The 21,026-nt window shown below is 31.2% G+C and carries 23 protein-coding genes and 1 tRNA gene; 13 read left to right on the top strand and 11 right to left on the bottom strand.

Translation table 11 applies throughout. The features are described from left to right. Together J3U66_RS02575 and J3U66_RS02570 are read left to right on the top strand one after the other, a co-directional pair. Positions 1-1,320: an integrating conjugative element protein gene (locus tag J3U66_RS02575; RefSeq protein ID WP_267347843.1), complete on the top strand. Its 1,320-nt coding sequence runs from the start codon at positions 1-3 to the stop codon at positions 1,318-1,320. A gap of 351 nt (positions 1,321-1,671) precedes the next feature. Then, positions 1,672-3,282, top strand: coding sequence for a conjugal transfer protein TraG N-terminal domain-containing protein (locus J3U66_RS02570; protein WP_267347841.1), 1,611 nt, complete (start codon positions 1,672-1,674; stop codon positions 3,280-3,282). Positions 3,283-3,337: 55 nt separating this feature from the next. On the opposite strand, the gene J3U66_RS02565 is transcribed toward J3U66_RS02570, so the two are convergent. Continuing rightward, positions 3,338-3,589, bottom strand: a complete 252-nt coding sequence (locus tag J3U66_RS02565) for a hypothetical protein (protein WP_267347839.1) — start codon at positions 3,587-3,589, stop codon at positions 3,338-3,340. Positions 3,590-4,074: 485 nt separating this feature from the next. Between J3U66_RS02565 and J3U66_RS02560 the strand changes: the two genes are divergently transcribed. The 6 genes from J3U66_RS02560 to J3U66_RS02535 all read left to right on the top strand — a co-directional run bounded on the left by J3U66_RS02560 (position 4,075) and on the right by J3U66_RS02535 (position 9,845). Continuing rightward, on the top strand, positions 4,075-4,206 hold the full coding sequence (locus J3U66_RS02560; RefSeq protein WP_267347838.1) for a hypothetical protein: 132 nt from the start codon (positions 4,075-4,077) through the stop codon (positions 4,204-4,206). Positions 4,207-4,277: 71 nt separating this feature from the next. After that, entirely contained in the window at positions 4,278-4,664 is a 387-nt protein-coding gene (locus tag J3U66_RS02555) for a hypothetical protein (protein WP_267347836.1), read from the top strand. Positions 4,665-4,742: 78 nt separating this feature from the next. Then, the gene (locus J3U66_RS02550) at positions 4,743-5,294 is read left to right on the top strand and encodes a DUF3275 family protein (protein ID WP_267347834.1); all 552 of its coding nucleotides are present in this window, start codon (positions 4,743-4,745) and stop codon (positions 5,292-5,294) included. 93 nt (positions 5,295-5,387) lie between these two features. Continuing rightward, positions 5,388-5,966 (top strand): hypothetical protein, encoded by a 579-nt coding sequence (locus tag J3U66_RS02545; protein ID WP_267347832.1) that lies wholly within the window; start codon positions 5,388-5,390, stop codon positions 5,964-5,966. A 9-nt stretch (positions 5,967-5,975) separates the two neighbouring features. Then, the gene (locus J3U66_RS02540) at positions 5,976-7,457 is read left to right on the top strand and encodes a DUF6094 domain-containing protein (protein ID WP_267347830.1); all 1,482 of its coding nucleotides are present in this window, start codon (positions 5,976-5,978) and stop codon (positions 7,455-7,457) included. Positions 7,458-7,538: 81 nt separating this feature from the next. Then, positions 7,539-9,845, top strand: coding sequence for a DEAD/DEAH box helicase (locus J3U66_RS02535; protein WP_267347829.1), 2,307 nt, complete (start codon positions 7,539-7,541; stop codon positions 9,843-9,845). Positions 9,846-9,982: 137 nt separating this feature from the next. On the opposite strand, the gene J3U66_RS02530 is transcribed toward J3U66_RS02535, so the two are convergent. The 5 genes from J3U66_RS02530 to J3U66_RS02510 form a co-directional block, all read right to left on the bottom strand. Further along, positions 9,983-10,378 (bottom strand): hypothetical protein, encoded by a 396-nt coding sequence (locus J3U66_RS02530; protein ID WP_267347828.1) that lies wholly within the window; start codon positions 10,376-10,378, stop codon positions 9,983-9,985. Positions 10,379-10,462: 84 nt separating this feature from the next. Beyond that, positions 10,463-10,855: a hypothetical protein gene (locus J3U66_RS02525; RefSeq protein WP_267347827.1), complete on the bottom strand. Its 393-nt coding sequence runs from the start codon at positions 10,853-10,855 to the stop codon at positions 10,463-10,465. A gap of 123 nt (positions 10,856-10,978) precedes the next feature. Beyond that, the gene (locus J3U66_RS02520; RefSeq protein WP_267347826.1) at positions 10,979-11,275 is read right to left on the bottom strand and encodes a HigA family addiction module antitoxin; all 297 of its coding nucleotides are present in this window, start codon (positions 11,273-11,275) and stop codon (positions 10,979-10,981) included. An 8-nt stretch (positions 11,276-11,283) separates the two neighbouring features. Next, entirely contained in the window at positions 11,284-11,559 is a 276-nt protein-coding gene (locus J3U66_RS02515) for a type II toxin-antitoxin system RelE/ParE family toxin (RefSeq protein WP_267347825.1), read from the bottom strand. Positions 11,560-11,658: 99 nt separating this feature from the next. Next, positions 11,659-12,126 carry an STY4534 family ICE replication protein gene (locus J3U66_RS02510; RefSeq protein WP_267347824.1) on the bottom strand — a complete coding sequence of 156 codons (468 nt, stop codon included), beginning with the start codon at positions 12,124-12,126 and terminating at the stop codon, positions 11,659-11,661. A gap of 378 nt (positions 12,127-12,504) precedes the next feature. Between J3U66_RS02510 and mobH the strand changes: the two genes are divergently transcribed. From mobH to J3U66_RS02490, 5 genes are all read left to right on the top strand, one after another. Beyond that, on the top strand, positions 12,505-14,370 hold the full coding sequence (gene mobH / locus J3U66_RS02505; protein WP_267347823.1) for a MobH family relaxase: 1,866 nt from the start codon (positions 12,505-12,507) through the stop codon (positions 14,368-14,370). 12 nt (positions 14,371-14,382) lie between these two features. Continuing rightward, positions 14,383-14,769, top strand: a complete 387-nt coding sequence (locus J3U66_RS12875) for a phage integrase SAM-like domain-containing protein (RefSeq protein ID WP_416379708.1) — start codon at positions 14,383-14,385, stop codon at positions 14,767-14,769. Next, positions 14,703-15,356, top strand: a complete 654-nt coding sequence (locus tag J3U66_RS02500) for a site-specific integrase (RefSeq protein WP_267347822.1) — start codon at positions 14,703-14,705, stop codon at positions 15,354-15,356. The genes J3U66_RS12875 and J3U66_RS02500 overlap by 67 nt, the downstream gene beginning before the upstream one ends. 229 nt (positions 15,357-15,585) lie before the next feature. Further along, positions 15,586-15,650: transfer RNA gene (locus J3U66_RS02495), tRNA-OTHER, on the top strand. Between the two features lie 377 nt (positions 15,651-16,027). Next, entirely contained in the window at positions 16,028-16,849 is an 822-nt protein-coding gene (locus tag J3U66_RS02490) for a VirK/YbjX family protein (protein WP_267332707.1), read from the top strand. A 255-nt stretch (positions 16,850-17,104) separates the two neighbouring features. On the opposite strand, the gene J3U66_RS02485 is transcribed toward J3U66_RS02490, so the two are convergent. The 5 genes from J3U66_RS02485 to J3U66_RS02465 form a co-directional block, all read right to left on the bottom strand. After that, on the bottom strand, positions 17,105-17,323 hold the full coding sequence (locus J3U66_RS02485) for an ogr/Delta-like zinc finger family protein (RefSeq protein WP_267347821.1): 219 nt from the start codon (positions 17,321-17,323) through the stop codon (positions 17,105-17,107). A gap of 83 nt (positions 17,324-17,406) precedes the next feature. After that, the gene (locus J3U66_RS02480; protein ID WP_267347820.1) at positions 17,407-18,525 is read right to left on the bottom strand and encodes a contractile injection system protein, VgrG/Pvc8 family; all 1,119 of its coding nucleotides are present in this window, start codon (positions 18,523-18,525) and stop codon (positions 17,407-17,409) included. Between the two features lie 7 nt (positions 18,526-18,532). Next, on the bottom strand, positions 18,533-18,961 hold the full coding sequence (locus tag J3U66_RS02475) for a phage tail protein (protein ID WP_267344215.1): 429 nt from the start codon (positions 18,959-18,961) through the stop codon (positions 18,533-18,535). A 1-nt stretch (position 18,962) separates the two neighbouring features. Further along, complete coding sequence (locus J3U66_RS02470) at positions 18,963-20,906, bottom strand: hypothetical protein (RefSeq protein ID WP_267347819.1); 1,944 nt, start codon at positions 20,904-20,906, stop codon at positions 18,963-18,965. Further along, positions 20,899-21,018 carry a GpE family phage tail protein gene (locus tag J3U66_RS02465; protein ID WP_065634419.1) on the bottom strand — a complete coding sequence of 40 codons (120 nt, stop codon included), beginning with the start codon at positions 21,016-21,018 and terminating at the stop codon, positions 20,899-20,901. The genes J3U66_RS02470 and J3U66_RS02465 overlap by 8 nt, the downstream gene beginning before the upstream one ends. Between the last annotated feature and the right edge of the window lie 8 nt (positions 21,019-21,026).

Below are 21,026 nucleotides of genomic sequence, written 5' to 3'. Positions count from 1 at the left end.
ATGGCAAAAAAAACAACAATAACTATAACAACATTATTACTAACAATTAGCGCATATAGTTACGCTAATTCAACTGGGGGGATATCTGATAGCCTTTATTATCGTATCGGAGGTGGTTCAGTAAAGGGATCTACATATACATTTGATAAACCCAAATCGATTATAAATATGGGCAAATGGAACTCAAGTTTGATGTGCGGTAATTTTGATATTAGCTCAACAATTTCAAATCAACTTAACGGTGTGACAGATGGTTTTAACAATATTATGAGTGAGGTTATTAACAATGCTAAAGGCGCAGTGGCCAGTTTGCCCGCTTTGATTATTCAACGCTCTAATCCTCAGCTTTATGATTTGTTGACAAACGGGGTGTTACAAGCAAAGTTAGATTATTCCGATATTAAGACTAGCTGTAAGCAACTAGCTGAAAAGATGACTGATTATTCAGATTCTGCAAGTTTGGTTCAATCTGCTAAGGCCGAAAATATGGCCGAGATGTTGAATGGAAAGAAAGTTGATGCTATTAGAGTTGATAAACAAATTGATAATGAGGCCGGAAAAAATGGTATCTCTTGGATAGGAGGATCAAAAAGAGGCGGAAAGGGACAACACCCCATTAACATAACTAGTGATGTCGCATTAGCTGGATATAACTCATTGATTAATAGAACAGTTACAGATACAACACCTGTTAGTAATGCGCAAGATAAGGGAGGAGTATATAGAACATGGAATAAACCAAGTGACGCACAAGTTTGGTTAACTGATGTAATCGGTGAACGAACCATGATAACTGATAGTGAAAATAAAAATGATAATGATATAGGAAAACCAGGTACAGGTTTGAACCCTAAAACTCAAGAATACTATGAACTCTATTATAAAAAATTAGTTGATCTAGTAAATGGCACAAAACCAATTAATAAAGCAGAATTGGAATCATTGGAAGGGAGTTCAGTGAATGTAACTCGGAGCGTAATTGAAACTTTACGAGAGGATAATGAAAGAGTCGTGCTAGTGAGCCGTTTAGCTAGCGAGATGGCGTTGTCTAGAACTATTGAAGAGGCAATGATGGCAAGACGTATTATTTTAGCTGGACGTAAAGAGCCAAACATCGCAAAAAATGAGCAAGCCCAATCTAAAATTATAGATCAAATCGATGAGCTGGATATGGAGCTGAATCAAATTAAATTAGAGTACGATATGCGTAAATCTATTGCTGGAAATACTTTATTAGTCATACAAGAGCGAAAATTGCAAAGGCAACAAGGCATTATTTTTCCAATCGACAGTCATGAATCTTTTGATGCAAATAAATAATGGGCTAAATATGAATAAGAAAAAAGCTATTAAATTTGTCATTTCTCTTTTTATTTTACTTGGGTTGCTTTGTTGCATAGTATCTATTTTTTCATTTGAAACAGAACATAAAGTTGCTTCCATTAATGGATTTTTGAATAACAATTATTGTTTTTTTCTGGTAATTCGTTTAGTCATTTATTGTTTTATTTATTTTCTTTTATTTAAATTTAAACAGATGATAAAAACCAAAATTAAAAATGAAAAACAGAAGGATTACAACAAGCTATTCTTCAAAACCAGCATTATATGCGTTGTTTTAATTTGTTTTAATGAAACAATGCTCTTTATGCGTTTTATGGGGTAATTAAAATGTCTGCAATGAGTTTTTTTGACTATGTGACATTGTCACTAGCTTGGTTGATTAATAACGGAATATGGAACATTATATCAACATCTGGTATTTTTATTTTGCCATTTATTTTTAAAATGCTTAGCATTCTTATGAAAATTAGAGAAGATGGTGAATTAAAAGGTAAGCATGCAAACGTTATTGTTACTCGATTAGAAACTTACGTTTATATAAGTATGGTTGTAATTTTCTTTGCATGTTATCCCTCAATCCCTCTTGATATTCGAGTATTACATTATGAACATAGCGGATATTCAGCAGTTATAGATGAAGGAAAAATTACACAACAAAAAATGAATTGTTCTTATGCCGAAATATCACCAGAAAATTCATCATTTAAACATAATAATATTCTACTTAGTGGAAAGCAAGTCTATGTACCCATTTGGTGGTACTTTGTACATTCTTTATCTTCTGGTGTTACACAATCTGTAGTTACGACATTACCGTGTAATACGGATTTACGAGAGGTTCGTTCAACAATTTCAGAATTAGCTGTGACAGATCCGATTTTGAAAAAAGAAGCGAATGAGTTTTATTCATTTTGTTTTAACCCGTCTTTTAATAAATTGAGTGCTGAATTACCTAAATTACCAGATGATTTAATCAATGATGTAACATGGCTTGGGTCATCATATTATTTAAATACACCAGGATATTATGATTCTTTTAGAGCTCAGAAACCTCAAAAAGATTGGCCATATGACGAGCAGAGAGATGTCGGTTTAACACCAGGTGATGATTATACTGGTTATCCTTCGTGTAAAGCATGGTGGAGCGATAGTAAAGTTGGATTAAAAAAGAAAATTATTGATAATATTAATCTACAAATCAAGATTGAATCTAATGAAAAATCAAGAACGGGTAATATAAATCCTAACATTAATAAATTTTCATTTTGGGAGTGGATAACAACAAATCAACAAGAAAGAGATGAAATTGTTTTACGTTCGGTTTTATCAGCCAAAAAAATGTTGGCCACCTCCGATTATATGTTCCTTGATTACGGAAATAAAGATCCTTCAGTATCTCAACAAATTGGTAGTGCAATTGCATCTACTGGTGTATTTTTTAAGTCTATGACCACATTCATAGAGGTTGATGCATTAAGACAAGCAGCTCCGATGCTACAGTCAGTATTATTAATGTCTGTAATTATTTTATTACCCATTATCATATTGATTGGAGGGTTTGAGCCTAAAACTGTAATTACGCTAACATTTATTATATTTTCATTGATATTTTTAACATTCGTTTGGGAACTTGCTCGTTTTCTAGACTCTAGACTTATTAATATTATGTATGAAAATAATGCTGTTCAATTTATGACTGATAGGTGGACAAGTGATAAATCTTTAATTGATATTATTACGTCAATAATCTTTATTGGATTCCCTATAATTTTGCTAGGAAGTTTGTCGTGGGCTGGAGTGAAAACGGGCGTAGCAATAAATAGTTTTATGGATAGAAATTCAAGTAAAATGCTAGAGGCAGGTAAGGAGGGAATAAATAAAGCTAAACAAGGTGGTCAAATAGCAACTAAAGTAATAACGAAAGGTAAAAGTAAATAATTAATAGCGTCAAAATAACTGGCATTAAATACTAAATGTCAGTTATTTAAAATAATTACCACTTTATCTCACCATCTTTTGTGTAAGCATGACCATCATCATCGAAATATGCTATTTCATCTTTGTTCTTTTCTTCTTTAGTACTGGTTTCACACCACATATCAAAAAGCTTTACTACAAAAAATAGTAATGCTCCGACAAATGTAAATAACAAAGTTATACATTTGATGAATATCTCAAATCCATCACTATTAAACAGCATTTTATGGCTTGTGTCTGATTGTATTGACTTATCTTTATTTTTCATTGTTATGTCTTTGATTAAAATTTATGCTTTATATATAAAATATATTTTGCTCTGTGTCAATGCAAAATGCTTAAATGGCAAAACAAAGGGTAAAAGGGTAATGGATATTAATGGTAATGGGCCATAATGGGAATGGCCCTACCTTGAAAAGGCTAAAAGAAAAAGGGCATAACATAACTATCTGTTGATTCTGAATTTAATATTGAATTTAGCGAATAATTTGCATTATAATAGAAACTGTTTTCAGCTACTTTTGTAGCAAACAACGAGAAGATGATCGTTAATTCTCAGACGTTGCCAGTGAAATGGAACGTTCCTTTATTAAGGTGATCACATACCATTAGCCAACAAACTCACTACATTCGTAGGTTGGTAGCATCTATTTGATGTTGAGTTCATATAAACTTATCTTTTACTCACCCATAGGGGAATATTTTCTCCTGTGGAAATTATTCTCCTTATTTCACTTAATTAGGAGAATATCCATGTTAACCAACGAATACATACTTCTTTCAACAGAATATTTCCTTGCTTTAGTTAATTGCGAAGCAACTATTCCAGATGATGTATCATTAAGTTCAATTATTCAACAATACTTACATAAGTCTAAATTATAATTTCAACCAAGAGGGGGAGATTTTCACTCCTCTTGGGTGATATCTCCTGATTTTTTTTGAGGAGGGTTATTATGAAATGGTATTCAGAGCATAATATTCATACTAAATCTGAGTTGATTAATTTATTAATTGCTCCTGTGTATAGTAAATATTATGAAGAAAAAACATTGCAATTTTATGTTTGTAATGACTATGTTCATGGTTTAACCATATTATGGTCATTAATTGAATTTAATGTTACAAATGATTATCAAAATATTTTACTAGCGGGTAAATATTGTTATATAAAATGTAATTTGATCAAAAAAATTAACGAGGCTTGGAGCTATTCATTTTATTGTGAATCATCTTTTCCTCCATATAATTCATGTCCACTTAATTATCTTGAATTAGCTAATTTTGAAGTAAATCAAGAATGGCGTACTCAAGTTAGAAATTATCATCAACTACAAAAATAGTTTTCCTATTTAAACCAGCTCACCTCATGACATGATGAAAGAGGTAATGGTTTTTACTTTTTATCCTGGAGCATTAATATGATATCAATACCTGGTGAATTAGTGATTACGACCAGAACGGGTAAATATGGCAATTTCAATGTTGCAAAGCTTTTTACGTCCATCGGTGAATTTTCTTTAAAAGATAATAAACTTTTGGATCAGTATGAAGCTGGTAAGTATGAAGGGTCATTTGTTATTAAACAAATCAAATCTTCTTCATATAGTTATGGCAACCGCGTTGTTATTGAATGTTGTGCATATATTGAAGATATGGATCTAGTTAATTCATTTAACTTGGATGAAACAGATTCAGAAATAATACATATATCAGAAGACCCTATTTGTCAAAGAGAGTCATCTGAGGTTCAGAAAGTTAATTCTGAGCATCAATCTGAAGAAACTATGATTATCCATAGTTCAGGTGATGCAGAACTGTTTGGGTTTTTGTGGCCAATAGGTGATCAAGTTAAACTAGATTCAACAGAGGATCGCTTAAAAATACGATCACAGAAAAAACGGTTAATAGAACTTGGTTACTGTTTTGATTATAAAAGCCAATGTTGGAATAAATTGCCAGAACAATTTTAACTTAACTTTTCTATTTATCTCTAGGGAGAACAAGGTCTCTCTAGAGATCGTTTCTCCTTAGGTTGATTATATTGATTTAAGGGGAAACTTTTAATGAGTAACATTCTTATATTACAAGATATACCAGATCTGAAATGTGATTGTTGTATTGCGAATAATGACTCCGAACTGATTTTTTTATCTGTATGGGGAAAAGATACGGCAATGCAGGAGCTCTTTGCAAAACTTACGATTGGCGAAACAACTAAGCATGGTTTGAAGGATATTAAGTTAAATCATCATCGAGTGTTTTTAGCCGAAGGAAAGCATTATGCAAAACGCACATTGAAAGTAACAAAAACATTATTTGGTTCGTTGATTCATGCCTTTATTTTTGATAAACGCATTATTGAACCAAACCGTGATTCAAATTCAATGATTTCTATTTATAAAAAAGAAGATATTTCCACTATATATAATCGTTACTTTGATGCAATTAAAACTCTTTCCTCTGTACCATTTTTAGAACATTGGGCTGACGAAATCGTATCGATTGCTAAACAACAAGGAATGATTAAAGAACATAAAGCAATTGTTGGTGACATTGATGCAACAACAATCATTGTAAACGACACAATATTAACTCAAATCATGAGTCAAAATATTCGTGATGGTATTTTAACTTTATTATAGGAAGTATGTATGGTTGCACTTTTATCACCACGAGTGGCGCATAATTTTGCTAAAAATGGCTATTATCCAACGGATGATGCTACAACAAATGCAATTGTTAGTCATTTTGTAAGAACTGATAATACAGCTATTAGGGTTTTAGATCCTTGTGTCGGAGAAGCTCGAGCAGCAAGTAATATTACGTATTCAATTAGTCATAAGGCAAAACTGTATGGTATTGAATACAATCGATATCGAGCAGATATAGCTGAAAAATATTGTGATGTTCTGTTAAAAAGTGACTTATTTGATACCGTTATTTCACCTAATTCTTTTGGTTTATTATTTTTAAACCCGCCATATGGAAATTTGACAAGTGAACATAATGGAGCAATTACAAATTACCAAAAAGACTACAAACGATTAGAGAAAATATTTTATCGTTTTACTATTCCGTCTCTTCAGTATAACGGTATTTTAGTATTAATAATTCCGTTTACTCAGCTTGATGAGATGCTTTCAAATTGGATTGCGAGTCAGTTCACTGATATTTCAATATTTACAGCTTGTGATAAGCAATTTAACCAAGTTGTTATTTTTGGAAGAAAAGTTCGACAAAATGATATAGCTCTTCAGGAAAAAAATGAAATGAAGGCAAAATTTAAGGCTATTTTTGAAGGAAAAATTGTTCCTGATGAGATTGCTGTGACAGATAAGCCGAATTATCAAATTCCTGAATCAAAAAGTGAAATTAAATCTTTTTATAAGTTATCATTTACTGATGTAGAGTTAGAGCAGGAAGTTAAAAAGATCGGTGGATTATGGAATGACTTTAATCTTTTTTTCAAAAGATGTTGTGAATCTAAACGTAAACCGTTGTGTAAAATGTCCGACTGGCATTTATCTCTAGCACTAGCTGCTGGTGAAATTAACGGTATTGTAAAATCCAATACAGGTAAAACTTATATTATCAAAGGTGATACTTACAAATCAAAGTTGAAAAGTGTTGAAGATACTTTGGATGATGAGGGCCTTGTTGTTGAATCAAAAACAATTTTGACAGATAAATTTATTCCTTCAATAAAAGCGTGGGATTTCACTCCATATTCTGAAACATTTGGTTCGTTATTGGTAATTTCGACTCAAATTAATAAAGTTGATGAATTGGATGAAAATGATGAACATGTTGAAATTATTGAGAATAATCAATCATGCTCAGTTCTTACTGGATTGATTTATTATACACCAGGAATTAAGTTTTTGGCCGAACATGATTGTGATATGGCACTTGCTGTTTCAAAAGCTTTCAGTCGTTATAGAAATGGCGATTGGGGAGATGATATGGACGATAGTGATACAAAATTGAATGATCAAGTATTAAAACAAGGACAAAAAAATGATCGCTTATTTGCAAGTTATAAGCTTTCTGATGATACAAAACTATGGATTATTACTGAATGGCATGATGAACGGGGTTTTATAACTACGTTGATGTTGCCAAATGAATATTAAATCTATATTAATTTAAACATTAACCCATAAGGGATACAATCCCTTTGGGAGCTTGTATCCCTTTTTATTTAAGGATTAAAAATGGAACAAGTAACATCAAATATACAAATTGATTTAAATAGTTTTATTAACGAGTTTAAAGATTCATTATTGGATAGTTTAAATGCATCTAATCCTCCAGTCTATCTTCCGGATGATATGTCATTTGAACGACAATCAATTATGGATCGGCTAAAACGTAAACCTTTTACTGCTCAAGCTCATGTTGTACAGGCTGTTACAAAATTGTTATTAGATCAGAATGAACCCGCTGCGATTATCAATGCAGAAATGGGAACTGGAAAGACAATAATGGCAATTGCTGTGGCAGCAGTACTTCACTATGAAGCCCAGTATCGACGTAATCTGATAATTTCGCCACCTCATCTTGTATATAAATGGCGACGAGAAATTTTAGAAACGATACCAGGTGCAAGAGTATGGGTGTTAAACGGTCCAGATACACTTGTTAAGTTACTCAAATTGAGACAAGAGTTGCGATTGGGTATTACGTCTGATGTGCCAGAATTTTACGTTTTAGGACGTGTTCGTATGAGAATGGGCTATCACTGGAGACATACATTGAAATCAAAGCCTGTTTATCAAAAGCATAACATTCATGATGAACACGGAGAGGTTGCTACAAAATATATCAAGCGTGAATGTGCAGCTTGCCCTGATTGTTTCAATGTTTGTCGTAACGATGAGGGAGAGCCGATACTTTTACATGAGTTTATTTTTCGAGACAAACGCGGAAATTGTGAAAAATGCGGCAGTGCTTTATGGACATTGATGAGAACATCAAATAAATCGAATTCAAGCTTCAGAGACAGGGTTAAAAAATCAATGTGCCAAATTCCTTTTATTGGACCAGTGAAAGCTGAAAAACTGATAGATCAATTCGGTGATGATTTTCTTTCGGACATGCTTGCGGATAACTCCGCAGATTTTGTTAACCTAATGAATGAAGATGGTGATTTTATCTTCACTGATAGACAAGCTCGAAGAATGGAGAAAGCTTTAGCAAAACTTGAATTCGGATTTGGTGAAGGTTCTTATCAAGCGACTGAGTTTATCAAACGGTATTTACCTCAAGGCTTTTTCGATTTACTGATTGTTGATGAAGGCCATGAGTATAAAAATCAAGGGTCGGCGCAAGGTCAGGCAATGGGGGTACTTGCAAGCCAGGTTAAAAAAATTTTACTTTTAACTGGTACTTTAATGGGCGGATATGCTGATGATTTATTTTTCTTACTTTTCAGGGTATTAACCTCAAAGGTGATTGAAGATGGCTACAAACCCAATAGCAGAGGATCACTTGGTACAGCTGCTATGGAATTTATGCGAGACCACGGAATTATTAAAGATGTTTATACCGAGCAACACGGAGATAGTCATAAAACCGCTAAAGGAAATCAGATCTCACACAGAACACAAAAAGCACCAGGTTTTGGACCGAAAGGCATTTTACGTTATGTGTTACCTTATACTGTATTCCTGAAGCTTAAAGACATAGGAGATAACATTTTGCCTAAATACACTGAAGAATATATTGATATTTCAATGTCTGATGAACAACGAAGTTATTATGATAGCTTATCTAATACATTAAAAAGTGAGTTAAGAAAAGCGCTAGCAAAAAAAGATACTACTCTGTTGGGGGTTGTTCTCAATACATTATTAGCTTGGCCAGACTGCTGTTTTAGAGCCGAAACGGTCATACATCCAAGGACAAAAGATAAAATAGCTTTTGTGCCATCAATATTTAGTAATGGTGATAATAGTGGCTGCTTAATTGATATTTCACCCAAAGAGCAGTATTTAGTTGAACTGTGTTTAGCTGAAAAAGCTCAAGGTCGAAAAGCATTAGTATACGCAACGTATACCGGCACTCGAGACATAACTGGTAGGTTAAAGCAAATTCTTGAGCAAGCAGGATTAAAAACGGCTGTATTGAAAGCTAATGTTTCGCCAGAAAAGCGGGAGGATTGGATTCTTGATAAAGTTGATAGGGATTATGATGTTGTCATAACTAATCCTGAACTTGTTAAAACAGGTCTTGATTTACTCGATTTTCCGACCATTATTTTCTTACAAACAGGTTTTAATGTATATACATTGCAACAAGCAGCCAAACGTTCGTTTCGTATTGGCCAAAAAAATGACGTAAAAGTTATATTTTTGGGCTATGAACGTTCTGCTCAAACAAGTTGTCTTGCGCTCATGGCCAAGAAAATAGCAGTATCACAAAGTACTTCAGGTGAAATGCCTGAATCAGGATTAGATATACTTAATTCTGATGATGAATCTATTGAAGTGGCTTTAGCAAGACAGCTAATTGCAGTATAAAATAAGTGATATAAGATAAAAGCTGGCATGTTATATGTCAGTTTTTGTTATTATAAATCCATTAACAATATGATAAGTAATAATAGTCATAAAATAAAGACTAAATGTGTTATGCACATTTAGTCTTTATACTATAATTAACTTGTTAATTCATTAATATTATCAATAATATGCCCATCAATGTTTAATACTGCTTCTGAGTATAAGTCAAAATAGGCATCATGACCTAACTCTTTAAAATGTTCTAAAAAACAGATCAAAAAGCATTGTTCAAAATTTCCTGATGATAACATTTCTTTGTAGGATGAATTAAAACGAATGGCAATTTTTTCATAAAAATCAGTTTGATATTTACATTGCCATTGTTTTTTCAGCCAATTTTCCATCTTAGACCAGTAAATATTAAATTCAACACCACCAGCATCAGATAATGACTTAATCAAATCATAACGTTGAATATTAGACAAAATATCTTTATCAATTTTTATAATGTCATCTCTAAGATAGAGTTTTCTACTATTCTCAATATACATAATTGTTCTCCTATAGTTTAATTGAAGGAGAACCCTCCATTAGGAGCATCCTCCTAATGGAAATGGTATTGTTGTGTAAAATATCTATAAAGCTAATTCATAACGAGCTAGATTAATGAGTTTATCTATTTCAATATTACGAACAGCTATTAATTTGCGTTTCAGAAATTCGGAAAAACTAGTTGTTTGGTTTAACTGCCAATGAACTAATAGTGCATTTACTAAGCCACTAATCACTATGCTATTAGTAGAATTGTCTATTATTGATGCTCGTTCAACTTTACATGGACGATTATTTATTGCACCATCAATCCAAATTTTACCAAGAAGGTGAGTGATTTTATTTTCAACTTCAATAATTGAATTAAAACTATGCTCAGAATTAATAATCTCAACCTGGTTATTGTCAGTAAAGGTGATTTCTAATTTATATCCATAATTATTTTCAAATAAGTCAATGATGTAATTAATTGTCATGATAATTCTCCTAATGAATTAAAGTAAGGAGAATAATTTCCACAGGAGAAAATATTCCCCTATGGGTAAGTGAATGAAATATCAATTAAATAGATATTTCCTTATGTTGTTTGTAGATTAAGACTATATTGAACACGGAACTAAACGAATTATTTCCGGTTGGTTTGATTTGCTTTTAATTTGCCATAAATCATACTGCGATTGTAATGATAACCACATTCTTGCAGTACTAATACCAGCTTGTTCTAATCGCCAAGCTAATGTCGGCGATATAGGAGCTTTACCGTGTAAAACTCTTGATATTGCTTCACGTGAAAACCCCAAATGTTTAGCAAAATCGGTAATAGTCATATTTAATGTATTAGGTAAAATTTCATCTAATAAAATTTCACCGGGGTGAGAAGGATTAAACATTTCCATAAATGCTCCTAGTGATAATCTTCATAGTCCAGTATAAATACATCGCCATCGTTAAATTCAAAAGTTAATCGCCAATTACCGGATACGGTTAGTGACCAGACATTACTACGATCACCTTTTAGCTGATGACATCGCCATAAATTTCTAATTTCATCTATATCCGAAATTGCATTTAGATACGTTAGCATATGTTTAATTTTTCTTGACTGATCAGCTCTGATACCTCTAGCTGAGCCAGTTTCAAAAAATAACTGTAATCCTTTATGTTTAAAACTTTTTATCATAAGTCAACCTGTGAACAATTACATCACAAATAGTGGGTTAAAGCAACTGATTTTACAATTAAAAAAAGCAAGTTTCCTTGCTTTTTTTATTATTAATCATTATGCAATATTTCTAATTTCTTCGTCAATTTGTTGAGGTTCACTTTGATTTTCTAAATGTTCGATTTTATCCGAATATTTAAGTTCACCATCAATTTTAATACTGGAGATTTTCAATAATCGAGCTTTTAAATTGATTCCAACATCTCCTTTTTTAGACCCAGTCTCGTATGTAAATGTTTCAGCATAGATATCACCAACACAGAAACTTATTAAAATTTTTTTATTAGCTTTTAATGCATCAGTGCATTTTTCAACTAAGGTTTTTGCTTTTTCACCAGTAACGTTACAGTTAATGTAAGTATATTCGGCGTTTTGACAATTACCTCGAAGTGCAGCGATTGTACATGATAAATAAGGGTTACCATTTTTTACTTTAACTTCACGGATTCGGTTTAAATACCCAATTCCAGTTGTATGTAAATCAAAATATTGTTTAGTTACTGTGTTATTAGTTAAGTTAGTCATAATATTCTCCAAAAATAAGTAAATAAAAAGGAGAATTTATGCCCGATAGGGATAAAATTCCCCTATGGGTGAGTAAAAGATAAGTTTATATGAACTCAACATCAAATAGATGTTACCAACCTACGAATGTAGTGAGTTTGTTGGCTAATGGTATGTGATCACCTTAATAAAGGAACGTTCCATTTTACTGGCAACGTTTGAGAATTAACGATCATCTTCTCGTTGTTTGCTACAAAAGTAGCTGAAAACAGAATGATTATACTAGTTGAGTAGAAAATCGCAATAATATCTTTGGATAAAAGTTTATTTTTTTATATTAAATATGACTTACCGAGTTTATAGTGACAGACTACTGATATCGTAAAAATAATAGTGATTATGTTTCATTTAATAAAAAAATTTATTGTCAAAAATAAACCAGAAGACATAGTAACCAATGATATCGCAGGATTAGATGGATGGTATATCCCAAAATCTGCAAAAGAATTGCTTGATACTTCCTTACGGCAAAAGCTTATCTCACTAATTTGGCAACGAGTATCAATTGATCAACAGAGATTCAAAAAGTTATATATGGATGTTATCAATAATTATGTTGAAATAGTGCAGTTACTTCCAGCTTCTGAAGCACATCATCATTCTTACATAGGTGGTATGATTGATCATGGACTCGAAGTTGCAAATTATGCATTAAAGCTAAGACAATCATACTTACTCGGAGCTAATGCAGAAGATATTCCAAGACAAGCTCAAGCTTGGAGTGCCGCAGTTGTCTATGGTGCATTATTACATGATATAGGTAAAGTGGTTGTAGATGTTCATGTTGAAATGAATGACGGTAACATCTGGTATCCATGGCAAAGCAATTTAAATTTACCATACCGATTTAATTACAAAAAAGATAGAGATTATTCTCTTCATCCTTGTGCAGTTACACTTATGATTAAGCGCATTTTGCCTGATGAAAGTATCACTTGGTTATCACAATACCCAGAATTATTTAAATCGTTTTTAAGTTTATGTTCTGGTCACACTGAAAAAGCTGGCGTATTAGCTGAAATTATACAAAAAGCAGATATGTTTTCTGTATCAAATAATCTGGGGGGAGATCCAACAAAAATATTAAGTAAACCAGTATCATTAATGAGTAAAATGATCGTTTCGATAAGATATTTAATTGAATCAGAATTAGTTTTGAATGGTCCAAAAGCTAGTGATGGTTGGTTTGATGGTAAAGATGTTTGGGTTATTAGCAAATCATTTACAGATAAAATGAAAGCTAATTTGTTGCAAAATGGTATAACAGAAATACCAGCTGACAATGCTAAAATATTTAATATATTAAAAGAGCACGGAATAGCAATTCCAAACGGTGATAAAACGATCTGGCCATGTAAAATTGAATCAGAAGAAACTGGTTGGATTGCTGAAAAATTAACACTAATACGAATACCAGGTAATGTGGCTTTTCATAATATAACTAATGCTCCAGAATCATTCAAAGGGTCAATTACTCCATTGTTTACAGAAGCTGATGTACAAAGTGATTTTAACCCTATACCTGACAATATACCAGTCGATGAAGGGGAAGTTGAAGAAAAAACCAATTTAAAGATTGTATCTGAGTCTGTAGATAACAAAAATTCTGTAATGCAAGATACAATATTCAGTTTATTTTCTAATGAGCATAAAAATACTGAAATCTCTGAAGTACAAATAATGGATAAGCATGATGATTTCGAAAATTCACAATTAGAAGATAATTTAATAAAAGGTGATGATACAAAAAATAATAATATTTCTACTTTTAATGAACCTATTCCTAACACATTAGATAATAACGATATATATAATCATCCATTTTTTAAGTGGGTTCGAGTCCAAATTATTGATAAAAAACTGCCAGTCAATAATCAAAACGCATGTATTCATACTGTGGACGGTAAGATATTTATGGTAACACCTAAAATTTTTAAAAAATACAGTTTATATATGAATGGTAATGATGATGAAAGTAACTGGAAACAATATCAACGTGAATTCCAAGCTCTAAAAATTCATATGAAATTTAGCGATGAAGGATTTAACATCTGGAAATGCATTATTTCTGGAAAAAGAAAGAGCCATACTTTCATTAAAGGGTATCTAATTGACAACAAACCATTATTTGCTATTGAAAATAAATTCCTTGATAATCCTCATTTAACTTTAATTCAGGATATTAATATTTACAAAAACAATTAACAAGGAGTTTTAATGAACGAAAAAACGCAAAAACAAGGAAACATGTCTTGGCAAAATTTGTTAATAGCATATCTAGACTTTAAATCATTGCGTAGTCAAAGTAGTCACAATTATCGAAGATACGTTAAATCATTTACTCGATTTTTTGATAGTGAGTTTACAAATATTGATTCAATCAATCATGAGAAAGTATCAAGTTTTAGAAATTATATTTTAAATGTAAGAAATTGTAAAAATACTACATGGAATAATTATTGCCGGCATTTTAAAGCAATGATGAGATTTGGGATTGATCATGGATTAATTACACAAAAAAAAATCCATTTGATAAGATGTTTCTCAAACCTGGTAAGAAAGCAAAAAAGACTGTATCACAAGATGATATTGATATTTGTCTGAATTTCTTAAAAGAAAAGCAGTTAGAAGAAAAAATAAAAGATTTTTATTATCCTACACAATTCTGGATAACACTTATTAAAGTATTGCAATATACAGGTATTAGACGTAATCAATTATTGCATATTCGTATTTGTGATATTAATGTTAAAGATAAGAAATTGTTATTAATTGAAGATGGCTGTAAAACTTATAATGAACGAGAAATTCCACTTTTAGATGATATATTAAAGGATATTATTGAATTAAAGAAACAATTAAAAATGTTGAATAAGAAACCAAAAATGCAATTGTTTAATATTTACCATTTTAAAAATAATAAATCTAAATCTCGTGCTTATAAAGAAATGGATTTTAATAGAATAGATTCTTTTTTTCAGCGTTTATCAAAAGCTTGTGGTGTAAAAGTTACACCGCACCGTTTTCGGCATACATTAGCAACAAACTTGATGAAACACCCAGATCGAAATGTGACGTTAGTTAAAGAATTATTAGGTCATTCGTCTCTATCAACAACTTTAGAATACATTGCGACAGATCATGAGCAAATAAGATCTTGTTTGAATGAGCATTTTAATCAATTAAAATAATAAATAAACACTATTAAATAAATAGCGGTTTGTTGATTATTAATATTATCAGACAACGACAGGCTGCTATTTTAAAATTTAGTATAATGATCAGTAAAATAAGTCGGTGATAAAATAAAGTGTTAATATTGATCTTGACAAAAAATTTAATTTAATTATGATTTGCAAACAATATCTATCCCTCTTACCTGTGTAATGAGTTAAATTAAATATTAAAATCATCTATATGATATGATTTTGCCAAGTCGACTCATAATCGATTGGTCACTGGTTCAAGTCCAGTAGGGGCCACCATATCTACATTGACTATTTTCTTTTAAATTGAGTTTTTACATTAACATAAATTAGAATTGATTCAGTTTTTTTTGAAAATTAAACAATAAATAACTTCTTAGTAACAACTTTTTTTGACCAACGCGAACGCGCGATTTTATAATGTAAAAAATGTGTTCTATCAATTATTATGTAAGATTATCGATTGGTGAGTAAGTTATTTTATATATTAAGCGTAAAGTCATAAATTAAAAAACTGTTATATTATTGGCTTTACTTACTATCATGAGATGAAATAATACATTATTATTTTTTTACTATATAATCATTTAAAAAATTCATAATAATGGCTTAAAAATCTCCATTTTTGTTTGTTATATCATTAAGGAATTCTAGGAATGAAGTCGCGATTAACTTTATTTTATATTAAAGCTACATTAAATAGATCTAACTATTCAGACTTTAAAAAAAAATGTACCTCAAGTGTCTATCCATTAGCTTACCAAAAATGGGAAAATCCTTATCCATTTAGTGAAAAAATATTCCATAAATATCTTAGTGAAAAAATTTCATATAATAAAAAGCTCGCTATTTTAAATTCTCATATTGATTTTATTGATCAAAAAATCAATCCACGTGTAATAGATAAACTTTATTCTAAAAAGCTTGATGGTATTATGTTGGCTCAAGTTGAGGGTAAGAATGATGCAAAAATTTCGTTCCATCTTACTGCGCCTTTGTATCCAAGAGAAGGAGATTTAAGGATTATTATGCGTTTTGGTGAACAGTTGGTTTTTTCAATTCATTTTACCATAACGTTATTGAATGAAATTTATATCGCGGGCGTACAAGGTCATACAAGCAATGAGATATTAAAGCAACTAACAAAAGACTTTTTTGGTTTTAGGCCTAAGAATTTAATAATGGTTTTTATGATGGAAATTGCTAAATTTTTTAAAATCGAAAATATATACGCTGTCAAAAGTAAAGGGCATGTGAAGTTTGGTAAATTTGATTTCGATTATGATAAATTTTGGCAAGAATTAAATGGTGTCTCATATAATAAAGCTTGGTTTAAATTGCCGTGTAATCAGCCTCAAAAATCGATTGAAGATGTTAAAAGTAATAAGCGAAGTGAATTCAAAAAAAGAGAATTAATTCGCGAAAGTATTAGTGAACAATGTCAAAAAAATCTTTTAGCAATTGTTAACCCTCAATAATACCAAAGTTTTATTGGTATTTGTGTGAAAGGACTATCTGTTAGCAAAATGATAGAATGAATTGTTGATATATAGACAATTCATTCTATCAATAAGTTATTTAGTTATATTAAAATTATTCGATCTATTTTTTATTTTAATTTAGCTTAACATTTATTATATCTAACACTTTTATGTGTAATTTTATAAACGACAATAAGTCGATAGAGCCTTTTAAGTAATCGGGTTAGTTTAATCCTCTAACCCGATCTTTATTTATGCATGTTTAGCATAACGACTATAAGGTGATATAGGAATATTTACCGATGGATCGGGAATAGCGCTAGGTACGATAGTTTCTGATACAGACTGTATTGCAGTAAAAGTGTGACCACAATATAGATTGGAGCATTGATAATATTGTTTTCGAGTTAAATTACTAATTTCTTCACTTGAACGGATAAAAGTTTTACTACGGCAGTGTGGACATTTCATATTTTGATACCTTTTATAATTAAGTTAAGCTTAATTTTATATTAAACTTAAATTAAGTCTAGCGTTTTTTTACTATTTAGGCTTTAATTTTCATTATAATAAATTTCGTCTTTAAGTTTGATTTCTAAATGTACCGTTGTTTTGAATCCAGCGCTTCTATTTAAAGTGTGAACGCATTGTATGATAGTCCAGTTGGTCGAGTCTATTTCTGTTTTGAATCCTTCAACGATAACCGGCATTTCGGTAAAAAGATCCGGCCTACCTTTAGCTAACTCTATGGTAAATTGAGCTGTACCTTGTTTTATTTTGTTTAATTCGCTTTTTGCTGCTTTTTCAGCACTTTGTTTATTGGCATAGACATATCGAATTATTTTGATTTTTTCGTTTTTACCATTTAATACAATTTGGCTTTTATCTATCTGACTTTTATAAATGATTTTAAGTGGATTTTTAGTTGGGTTGGCATAATCATACCAATAGGTTTGAACACCTGTATAACCTGTTCGCTCAGAGGTAAAAAATCGATGTTTATCTCCCGACTCTCGCTTGATAATTGCTGGAGGTATGATTTTACCACCAACGGTAAGTCCCTTTCCTTTTTTAAACACGAGCATTATATCGTTTTTTACGGTCACAACGCCACCGGCTTCATCTACCATTCGCGTAAGAAAAGAGATATCAGACTCTTGAGTTTGATCCATATGAAAGATTTGCGAGGCCCCAATATCTTTATCAAAACGATAAGCTAAATTGTTTCGTTTAGCTATGATAGCAATTAAATCGCCCAGCGTAATATTTTCATAACTTTGTTCTTTTTTTTCTTCTAACTCCTCGGTATTTTGTGCGCTTCGACCACGAATAGTCATTAGGTCAGGAGTACCACTGTGCTCAACTTCATCTATCAAAAAAACGTTTTTGATGTTAGGCCCGATGATATTGTCATCTGAATCCTTATCAGTTGCTTGAATTTGACTCCATCCTAATGTAACAGCGAGTTTGGCTTTTCGCTTTGGTAATTTGAGTTTACCATCGGCATCATTGAGTTGCATTTCAATTGTATCTGATTCAAAACCTCGATTATCTGTAATTATCATCGATATAAGTCTTGCATCAAACAATGAAGTTAAATCTTCGCGTTGATCTGAATTACTTTGTTGATTATTATCTGGTAATAATTCAATTTTGAATTTAGGGGTTGCCATTTTATACCTATATGATTATATCTATTATGTCGCTGATTTTACTATCATCAAAAAAGTCAGAAATATCGACTTTTTTTAATACCATAGTAAAGTCAATTTTCAGAGGTGAGCCATTACGATTTAGCTCACTATGGGTGCGTTCTACACTGACGAGCACAAAAAAGCCTAGCGGTACACCAGTACCTTCAATCAACGGCAATGGCGTTTTTAGATAAGCCATTCTTTCCAATAATTCAAGGCTTGGTCTACCATTGGTAATTTCAGTATAGATTGATCCCGATAAAGTAACTGTATCATTATTTGGACCAGTATATTGAAGAGCAGGGCGTCTGTTCACTCTTTCATTAGCTACGTAACTCCAACTTTTATTTATTTTCATGGTCTGATAGGGTAAATTTTTTAGGCTAAAAACAAAAAAGCCATAACACATCATCATATTAATCGATATCCTTTAAGCTACTGCGAAATTGAAATAATTTTTGTTGTTCTCGTCGATCAAGTTCTTCAGTGATTTTATCTGCAAGTTCTTGTTCATTCATGCCTGGGGCGGCATTGACAGTGATATAATACTGTGAAGCGCTTCCTTGAATTAACTTGTTAGTCAAATTTGTAACTAGCGTTGAATGACTATTTACTAGATAATTTTCAATGTTGGTTTGCGTTAGATTAATTTTGTTAGCAAAATTGCACATGGAATAAAGTATTTCATCATTACCATGAACAATGGCTTGGAAATTATTTTTAATCGTTTTAAGGTTAACGTCGTAGAAAACCTTAATGAAGTTATGATCAATCAATGTATCTTCAAATAAACTCAAGATTATTTTTTTACTCTCCAATACCTTATTTTTAAAACGATGGGTGAAATCCTTAACTATTCTTATAAAAAGCATTTGTAAATGGGGATTATCGGTTAATTCTAAATACAGTTTCTTGAGTCCATTGAATTTTTTTTGAGAAAAAATTTTGTAGGGAGTAAAACTTTTTTCAATAAGTTTGAATGTTAGATTAGGTAAATAAAAACCATCAATATATGATTTTAGGGTCTTGTTGATGAGTGAACTATTAGTTGAAATTAGAGAGTGTTGATTAGCGCTAACTATTTGTTTGAGCGTTTCTAAACTATTATTTAACCTCTTGTCTGTACTGGCTTGTTTAGTTGTGGTGAGCTTAGCAAACAAATTATTATAAGTATGATTGAATATTTTATTCGATAAATCATCATGACGAATTAACTTTGGATCGAACCTTTCACTTTTTTTGTTGTTAGATGATATTAAGTTTCTCATTAGGCTAATAGCTGATTTAGTATATAAGATAGGATTTATCTTAAATAGCTCAGATGTTGCTTTTAAAGTTGGATGTTTATCTATCCAAAAACTATGTTTAGTTGTTTGAGGTAAGTAATTAAAAAAACATTCTTTTACGCGCTGTGAAATCGTTTTGGTTGTATTAATGTTATTAACCAATACATCTATTGCAAGAATAGTGGTAACAAATTCCAAATTTTGTATTTTACGCCTAAATGGTTCAGATTGATTTAATATATAGGTAAAGCTATCTATAAATTTTAGATTAGCTGAAATTTTTGGATAGCTTATATTCCGATTCAAATAGTCGTTATTTACGTTTATATTTTTTTTAAAATTGATCTGAGCAGCCGTATGATTTGGCGTAATTAAGCTATTAATATGCGCTTTTATAATATCTCTATTTTTATTATATGGGCTTTTGATTTTATGTGTTGAATAATGAATATTGACCCATGAAGCAATATATCGTGACGTTCGGTTACGGATAGATATTGCGTTTTTATTCAAGGGTAGACAAAGTGTTTGAATATTGCTATTAGAGAAATTAATTAATTTTCCCCGTTGCTCATTGAGTTTGTTATTGGCGTTAATTTTTGCGATAGCCAGTTTTTGAACAGTTTTAATTAAATGGTTATGACAGTTTTTAAATTTTAAATTATCAGTTTTTTGTTTTTGGTAGTTTATATTGGCGTGGCTTTTGTGTAACAAATTTCTCCTAGGATTATCATTTTTTGATAATGGGAATTTACGTTTAAAAATAATATTGGACTTGATCACACGAGTTGAATCATGATTATTTACAGTTTGATTAGTAGAATTATTTAATGTTGTTAACCAATTAATACGATTTTGTCTAATAAGCTTTAACGCGTTATTTTTATCGGTGAGTTTTAATTCACTTGATAACCCGTTATTAAGTTTCAATTGTAACTTGCGGTAACTATTATATTGATTTGATATGATTTTAGTCTGTTTTTTTAAATTACCAACAGCCACAAAAATGGCGCGAAACGGTAGCGCCATTTTTGTATAATGTTGTTGGAATGTGATATTTTCTCTATTATCCATTTTGGGTACCGTTTCTTTGGCAAGCTTGTTCTTGCCATTCCATTAATTCAGTTAAAGTAAATTTATACATTTCAGAAGGTTGCCAATGAAATATCAAGGCAATATCTGCCATTGCATCTT

The organism is Gilliamella sp. B2969, assembly GCF_026536195.1.
Lineage (GTDB): Bacteria > Pseudomonadota > Gammaproteobacteria > Enterobacterales > Orbaceae > Gilliamella.
Note: the sequence above shows the minus strand (reverse complement) of the source record. Positions and strands in the feature narration are given on the sequence as shown.